The organism is Streptomyces sp. (assembly GCF_035563135.1).
Lineage (GTDB): Bacteria > Actinomycetota > Actinomycetes > Streptomycetales > Streptomycetaceae > Streptomyces.
This window is the reverse complement of the sequence record NZ_DATMVN010000387.1, coordinates 1-7,048: the sequence shown is the minus strand read 5'-3', so window position 1 is coordinate 7,048 and position 7,048 is coordinate 1. Positions and strand designations below refer to the sequence as shown.

Annotated in this window: 9 protein-coding genes; all 9 read right to left on the bottom strand. The window is 73.1% G+C overall.

All coding sequences use genetic code 11. The annotated features are described in order from the left end of the window. Window positions 1-303: zinc ribbon domain-containing protein (locus VN520_RS16870; protein ID WP_325747745.1), on the bottom strand; the 303-nt coding region annotated here is incomplete at its 3' end. Further along, on the bottom strand, window positions 296-871 hold the full coding sequence (locus tag VN520_RS16865) for a phage tail protein (RefSeq protein WP_325747744.1): 576 nt from the start codon (window positions 869-871) through the stop codon (window positions 296-298). The genes VN520_RS16865 and VN520_RS16870, both read right to left, overlap by 8 nt. Further along, window positions 868-2,829 carry a putative baseplate assembly protein gene (locus tag VN520_RS16860; protein WP_325747743.1) on the bottom strand — a complete coding sequence of 654 codons (1,962 nt, stop codon included), beginning with the start codon at window positions 2,827-2,829 and terminating at the stop codon, window positions 868-870. The genes VN520_RS16865 and VN520_RS16860 overlap by 4 nt, the downstream gene beginning before the upstream one ends. Beyond that, on the bottom strand, window positions 2,829-3,251 hold the full coding sequence (locus VN520_RS16855) for a GPW/gp25 family protein (protein ID WP_325747742.1): 423 nt from the start codon (window positions 3,249-3,251) through the stop codon (window positions 2,829-2,831). Before VN520_RS16855 ends, VN520_RS16860 begins: the two co-directional genes overlap by 1 nt. Next, window positions 3,248-3,571 carry a PAAR domain-containing protein gene (locus VN520_RS16850; protein ID WP_325747741.1) on the bottom strand — a complete coding sequence of 108 codons (324 nt, stop codon included), beginning with the start codon at window positions 3,569-3,571 and terminating at the stop codon, window positions 3,248-3,250. Before VN520_RS16850 ends, VN520_RS16855 begins: the two co-directional genes overlap by 4 nt. Before the next feature lie 85 nt (window positions 3,572-3,656). Then, complete coding sequence (locus VN520_RS16845) at window positions 3,657-5,477, bottom strand: VgrG-related protein (protein WP_325747740.1); 1,821 nt, start codon at window positions 5,475-5,477, stop codon at window positions 3,657-3,659. Further along, entirely contained in the window at window positions 5,474-6,196 is a 723-nt protein-coding gene (locus VN520_RS16840; protein WP_325747739.1) for a LysM peptidoglycan-binding domain-containing protein, read from the bottom strand. The genes VN520_RS16845 and VN520_RS16840 overlap by 4 nt, the downstream gene beginning before the upstream one ends. Window positions 6,197-6,278: 82 nt before the next feature. After that, window positions 6,279-6,704: a phage tail protein gene (locus VN520_RS16835; RefSeq protein ID WP_325747738.1), complete on the bottom strand. Its 426-nt coding sequence runs from the start codon at window positions 6,702-6,704 to the stop codon at window positions 6,279-6,281. Between the two features lie 39 nt (window positions 6,705-6,743). Further along, the coding region (locus tag VN520_RS16830) for a hypothetical protein (protein ID WP_325747737.1) at window positions 6,744-7,048 on the bottom strand (305 nt) is incomplete at its 5' end.

The following is a 7,048-nucleotide window of genomic DNA, read 5'->3' as shown; positions in this document are numbered from 1 at the left end:
GGAGCCGGAGCCGGAGCCGGAGCCGGCCCCGGGGGTGCCGGGGAGCGGCGTCGTGGCCGGGCCGGGCGAGGGGGACGGGACGGCGTCAGGCGTGCCCGCGGCCGGGGCGGGGGGAGACCCGGCGGCCGTACCGGCCGCAGGATCCTGCGTGGGACGGCCGGCCGCCGCAGGGTGTTCCGGTCCGTCCGGCGTCCGCTCCGTACGCGCGGCGCCGGTCTCCGACCAGCCCAGGTAGCTGCCGCAGTTGCCGCAGAAGTCGTCCGTCGCTTCGTTGGACGCCCCGCACATGGGACAGTCACGCATGACGTTGCCCTTCTTCGTCGGCGGGTGGCCCGGTCAGCACGTCCACCCGGTACGCCGTGTGCACCGGGCACAGGGCCCGGACGAGTTCGTGGACCCGGTCGGCGTCGACCGTCTCCGTCCGGCCGGGCCACACCCGGATCAGCACCTCGCCGGCCGGCGCGGGCGGCAGACCGGTGCCCGCCGTGCGTGACCAGACGGCGGCGCCGTCCCCGCTGACGTCCGCCCCCACGCCGAGGACCAGGCGCAGCGCCTCGAGCAGTCCGCTCCGCGTGCCGCGCCTGCGGTGCAGTTCCATGGCGCGGACCGCCGCCTCACGGCGCAGCTCGACGGGCCATCCGGGGTCGTCGACCCCGCCCACCCAGGAGGACAGCCAGGCCAGGAAGTCGGCCGGTGCCACCCGGGGGTCCAGGTAGGCGGGCAGGTTGTCGAGAGTGGCGAACACTGGGGCCAGCACGGTGTCGAGGCCGGCCGTGAACCGCTGGGTGAAGTCGGCGTCGGCGTACAGGGCGGGCAGCTGCGCACCGATGGGGTGCGGGCTGGGCAGGCCGGGGACGGCGGCGCGGCTCATCCGCGGTCCCCCGGCTCCGCGGCGCTCACGACCACTTGATGCTGGTACGAGAAGACGAGCGCGCCGGCGCCGATGTCGATGCGGTCCACGGGGGAGCCGCGCCGCCCCGTGATCGGATCGGCGGCGAACAGCCGGATGTCGTCCACCAGCACGTCACCGACGGCGCGTTGCAGCACACCGAACACCTCCCCGTACTGCACCGGCCTTCCGAACGGCCAGCCCGTCCCGTCCGTACCGCCGTGCAGGGGATTGAGGTGGCGGTACAGCGCGGCCAGCGCCGCGTCACGCACCCGGCCGGTGTCACCGGACAGCACGGTGAGCCGGGCCACCACGGTGACGCCCTGGTAGACGGGCGGTTCCACGACCAGCCGGGTGCCGATCAGACGGCGCTCGTCGAGAGCACCGGTGATCGTGGCGAGCACCTGGTCGGAGGGGATCAGCTGCTCGAAGCGGAGCCGGTCGTCGCCCTCGTCGGCGACCGCGTCGGGCACCACCAGGACGCGTACCGCGCCCGGGGCCCCGGCGGCCGGCAGGCAGCGCACCCGGCGCACCGAAGGCGCCGCCTGGCGGGCGATCAGCTCGTGGTCCTCGGCGGTCACCGCGCGTTCCTGCATCCGCAGGGCCTGCGGGGCACGCAGCTTCGCGTTGTCGACGGTTTCGCCGGCCACCCCGCCGCGGGCCGCTTCCCGGTTGCCGACCCGGGCCACGTACGGCACGGAGCTGCGCAGCACATTGATCGCACCCCGGGCGACGTTGCCCGCCGGGCCGCCACCGGTGCGGTAGCGCGCCACCCGCACCTGGGCCCCCTTGGGGGGAACGGCGCCGCACACCCGCAGCGTGCCGTCCACCTCGCGCAGCGCCGGGGGGAACGTGAACTCGCCTGCCGTGGCGTTCACCTGGACGTGCCGGTCGGCGGGCTGCGAGTTCCCGAAGTGGTCCACGACGTCCCAGCGCTGCCATCCCTCGGCCGAGGAGACCTCCACCACCGGCGGCCCTCCGTCGAGCAGGACGGGCGGGCGGTCGAGACGGAAGGTCTGACCCGCCACCCCCTCCGAGGTGCCCAGCGGTACGTCGGTCACCGTCTCGGCGTGCTCCACCGTCATGGTGCCCCCGATGGTGAAGACGGCGGCCTCGCGCACCGTGGGGGACTCGGAGTAGAACGGCTGGCCCGGCTCGGCCTCGACGACGCGGCAGCGCAGCCAGCCCGCACGCGTCCCCCCGATCACCGACGTCGTGTGCCCGGCCGGTACGTACACGACGATCTCGCCGGGCCGGTTCAAGCCGCCCGTGGTGTCCTCGCCGGTCTCGCACCGCTGCCAGCGGCCACCGTCCCAGGCCTCCCACACCAGCGGGGGCTGGCGCGGGTCGACGCCGACGCCCTCGACGCGGCTGTCCAGACGCACCGCGACCACACAGCGCGGCACCGCTGTCGGCAGGCCGAACAGCAGCGCGTCACCGGGCTCGGGCGCCGCCTGGAAGCACGGTACGTCGCGGCCCTCGGTGAGGGCGCCCGTCCGGTCGCTCTGTTCCCCCGTGCGGGGCGCGGTCACCAGGCGTGTCAGCTCGCTGGGGACGATGTGCAGTTCGGCCGTGGTGGCGAACACCACGGCCTCGCCGCTCTCCCCGGCGGCCGTCGTCACCTCGGTGCCCGTGGCCAGGGACACCGTGTCGGACTGCGGTGCCGACAGCCAGAAGTCGACCTCGGCGCAGGCGGCCGCGGGCGGGAACAGCTGAATGCCCAGCAGGTCGAGGAACGCCAGGTAGTTCTTGTCCGGGACCCGGTTCAGGCGGTACAGCAGCTGGTCCACGAGGTAGGCGAACGTCTCGATGAGGGTGATGCCGGGGTCGGAGACGTTGTGGTCGGTCCACTCCGGCGCGCGCTGCTGCACGTACCGCTTCGCCTCGTCGACGAGCTGCTGGAACCGGCGGTCGTCCAGATTGGGGGAAGGCAGGGCCATCAGATCGCGACCGGTTCCTCGGTCCCCTCCTCGGAGGGGATCGTGTAGAAGGGAAAGACCAGGTTGCGCCGGTCGTTGGTGGTCCGCACCGTGTAGTGCACGTCGATGTAGAGGGTGCCCGCCTCCACGGAGTCGAAGGCGACGGCCACGTCGTCCACCGCGATCCGCGGCTCCCACCGCTCCAGCGACTCGCGCACCTGCTGGGCGACCCGGCCCGCGGTGTCGCCGCTTCCCGGGGCGAAGACGTAGTCGTGGATGCCGCAGCCGAATTCGGGCCGCATCGGGCGCTCACCCGGCGCCGTCCCGAGGACCAGCCGGATGGCCTCCTCGATCTCGCGCCCCCGCTCGACCATGGCGATCCCGCCGGTGGGGCCGACCCGCAGCGGGAAAGCCCAGCCGCGGCCGATGAACCGGTCGCTCACAGCCCGCCTCCGATCACGACGTCCAGAGCCGCAGGAGGGATGATCTGAGCGCCGCAGGCGGTCTTGTCGCCCACCTTCGCGACCGGGAGCCCGCCGATGAGGACCCCGCCCCTGGCGAGGGCGGCCGGGTCGGGCATGAGCACGTTGGCGGGGCCCATGAGCGCGTGCGGCGGCATCGGGCAGACGTGCAGGCTGCCCGTGACGGCGGCCGGGCGGCCGCCGATCAGCACACGGGCCACCGTCGCGGCGGCCGAGGGGGGCGGGGTGGTGATCCGGCCCCCGTGGGTGGTGGCGTCGCCGGAACGGGCTGCGGCTGGCATCGGATACTCCTTGAGAACTGCGGTCGGCGGTGGGGCCTGGAACGGGCCGTGCGGCACGTCCCGGGCAACTGTCGTGAGGTGGGCCTCAGTTGATCTTGATGAGCTTCGCCTTGAGGATGCCGAGCAGACCGCCGTCGACGGAGACCTCCGACCGTGCGGACACCCCCACCTTGCCGCCGCTGATGTCGACCCCTGCCGTGCCGCTGATGTCCACCTTGCTCCCCTTCACGGTCACGGTCCCCTGCCCTGCGTCCAGGGTGATGCTGTTCCTGTCCAGGACGACGGAGGTCGCGGCGCGCTTCGGCCCCGAGTACACGGTGATCTCGATCCGGTCCCGGCGGTCGTCCATGCGTACTTCGAGGCGCTCGTCCCCGGTCACCAGGCGCAGCCCCGAAGGGCCGGGTGCCGCGGCGTCCAGCAGTTCCACACGATGGCCCGAACGTGAGGCCACGGAACGGCGGTTGACCTTGCCGCTCGTCCTGTCGACCAGGGGCACGTCGTGCGGCGAGGGCGCGTCGACACCGTTGTAGAGGCCGCCGATGACATACGGCCTGTCCAGCAGTCCCTGCTCGAATCCGACGAGAACCTCGTCGTTGACCTCGGGGCTGACCACGCCGCCCCCGCCCTTGCCGCCCCACTGCACGGTGCGGACCCAGTCGGAGACGTACATGTCGTCCAGCCAGGGGAACTTCAGGCGGACCGCGCCGCGTTCCGAGCCGTCCGGTTCGCGGACGTCGGTCACCACCGCGATCGCCAGGCCGGGGATGCGCGGGCCGCGGCCGGGCGCGTTGGCGCCGGTGACCAGGCCGGTCAGCGACCGGTCCGGGCTGGCGCTGACCCACAGCGTGGTCCGGTAGCCGCCGTGCGGTTCCAGGACGTGCTGGACGGCCGTGGCCGTGTACCGCCCGGAGAACGCCGTGCCCACGTTGCCGAGCGCGATCGGCTTGCCCGCACGCAGCATGGGGTTGCCGTCGGCCACCGCCTCCAGCTCCGCGTAGTGCGCGCTGACCTGTTCGGCGGTGGCCCGTGCGACCGCCGCCGCCTCGGCCTGCGTACGGTACGGGGTGTCGGTGACGGTGATCTGCGTCGACCTGCCGAACCGGGCGACGGACGCCGGGTTCAGCCCCGGCACCACCGTGCCGCTGACCACGGACGCCTGCTCGGCGACCAACGGCCGCTTGGTGGTGGTGTCCCACCCGCGCACCTGCACCTTCGCCGCCGCGTCCGCGACCGACAGCCCGGCCCGCAGCGCCAGCAGGTTCCGCCCGTACTCCAGGACCAGCGGGTTGCCGGTGGCCGGTGTCGACGGCGCCGGCGCGCCGGACGCCCTCAGCGGCCGGGTGAACTGCAGCTTGCCCTTGTCGTCGATCCGGACCTGCGCGCCGCTCTCACCCGCCAGGTACTGGAGGAAGTCCCAGTCGGAGACGTTGGCCTGCGACAGCTGCTTGTGCGTGACGGCCGGCGCCTCCACCTTGCCGCAGGCCAGGCCGGCGTCCGCCGCCACCTTGCGGACGATCGCCGCGGTGGTCATGTTGCGGTACGCGACCACCTTGCGGCCGCGCTGCAGGCGGTGGGCCTTGGAGTAGGCCCGCAGGACGGTGAACGTGCCGGTGCGGTCCCGGTCGAGTTCGAGAGCGGTGACCTCGCCGTCGAACAGCCGCTCGCGCGCCTTCCCCTTCACGGTCACCACCGACACCCGCAGCGGGGTGCCGATGGTGATATTGGTCGCGCCCAGGAACTCGTGGTCGGGGTCCCGGTAGGTCAGCACCGCGGTGTCCGGCAGGCCGACGTTCTCGTCCACGACGCAGCTCACCAACTGCGCGGCCCAGGCCGGCGGCAGTTCGCCGGGCGCCTCGATGACGGGGTCGGCCGCGAACGACCGGCCTCCGGGTGCGGGTCTCGTCACGAGTCCTCCTCGCCGGTCATGTCCCGTACGCCGGGCACCACGAGTTCGGTGCCGGGCCGCAGGGCCATCGGGTCGTCGATGCCGTTCGCCTCGGCGATGGCCCGCCAGGCGGTGGCGTCGCCGTACTCGCGCCAGGCCAGCATGGCCAGGCTGTCGCCCGCCACCACCGTGTGCGTGCTGCGGGCGGTGCGCGCGCCCGAGGTGGGGTTCTGCCCCGCCGGGTCGACGCTCGCCTCCTCTATGGACAGCGAACAGGTGGCCCGCAGCGGCTTTCCGTCCACGTCGAAGAGCTTGTACGTCACCGACAGGCTGGACAGGACCCCGTCGAACGACGTGGTGCGCGCCGTGCCCCACTCGAACCGCACCCAGGGACTCGCGGGTTTCTTGCGGCTCAGGCTCGCCGGGGTCGGCACACACGCCTTCATCAGCTTCTCCACCGCCTGCTCCACGGAGTTGTCATGGGTGGCGGTGGCATCCAGGAACACCTCCAGGCTCAGCGTGCGCGGGCCGCTGCCGACGAACTCCGGGAGCGCGGACTGGCCTGCCATACGGGAGGGGGTGCGCCGCCACTCGGTGGACTTGCTCAGCTGGAGCGTCGAGGGGTTGAACTGGAGGTCCAGCTGCGCGATCGTGCCGCCCGGCCTGGACCCCACCGAGGCCGGCGGCTCCTTGAGGGTGAGCTGGGCCCTGGCCCGGCCGGCACGGACGGCTGGGGACATGGTGTGCGTTCCTTTCCGGAGGCGGGCTCGGACGACGGTGACGGAGGCGGACTGCTGCCTGAGGTACGGAGGACGAGGTGCGTCAGGACGGTGTCAGCCCCTGGTGGGCGATCTCCAGGGTCTCCACCGCCGCCTTGGAGTCGGCCGGGTCGAAGGAGGGCCCCTGCCAGCGAACGGGAACGATTCCGTACACCTGCCAGCTGATGATCCGGGTCAGGTCGGGACGCAGCGCCACGATCTCGCCGTCCTTGGGCTCCACCCGCTGCAGCGTCTCGTCCAGCCAGCGGCCGATCTTGGCCGTGTCGGCCGTGACGGGACGGGTGAGAGTGATGTTCGTCCAGGTCACGCGTCCGGGCAGTTGCCAGGTGAAGCCGTTGTTGCCCCCTTCTGCGTAACTCTCCATCTCCACCTCGGCGCCCATGCCGGAGCAGGTGTGGAAGGCCCCCAGGTCGTTGCCGCCGATGGCGAGCCGGAAGAACACGCTCGTCGCGAAGATGTTGTCCGTCATCAGTCCGTCGTCCCGTCGTCCGTTCCCTGTTCCTCGTCCTCAGCGGCGGCCGTCGAAGGGCCTGCCCGTGCGTTCACGGCCGCGCCGTAACTCTGCGCGCAGCAGGCGGGCCACCGGGTCGAGCAGGCGCCTGGCCAGATCGTCCAGGTCGCTTCCCGCGACCTGTGCCGCCTTGCCGGGCGAGCCGGTGCCGTGGGCCTGGGCTCCCTGAGGGGCGGACTTCAGCCCCTGGGCAGGTGAGGCGGTTGCCGTGGCTCCGTCCGTGTGCCCGCCGGCGGCCGACGGGCCGGGGGCGCGCTGGACGGCCTGTGGGGCGGGGGGCGCCGACGACGGCGCCGCCCGCA

Bases quoted from the DNA above. Each gene is read 5' to 3' on its own strand.
- VN520_RS16840 (WP_325747739.1), bottom strand. From the start codon at position 6,196: ATGTCCCCAGCCGTCCGTGCCGGCCGGGCCAGGGCCCAGCTCACCCTC.
- VN520_RS16850 (WP_325747741.1), bottom strand. From the start codon at position 3,571: ATGCCAGCCGCAGCCCGTTCCGGCGACGCCACCACCCACGGGGGCCGG.
- VN520_RS16865 (WP_325747744.1), bottom strand. From the start codon at position 871: ATGAGCCGCGCCGCCGTCCCCGGCCTGCCCAGCCCGCACCCCATCGGT.
- VN520_RS16860 (WP_325747743.1), bottom strand. From the start codon at position 2,829: ATGGCCCTGCCTTCCCCCAATCTGGACGACCGCCGGTTCCAGCAGCTC.
- VN520_RS16835 (WP_325747738.1), bottom strand. From the start codon at position 6,704: ATGACGGACAACATCTTCGCGACGAGCGTGTTCTTCCGGCTCGCCATC.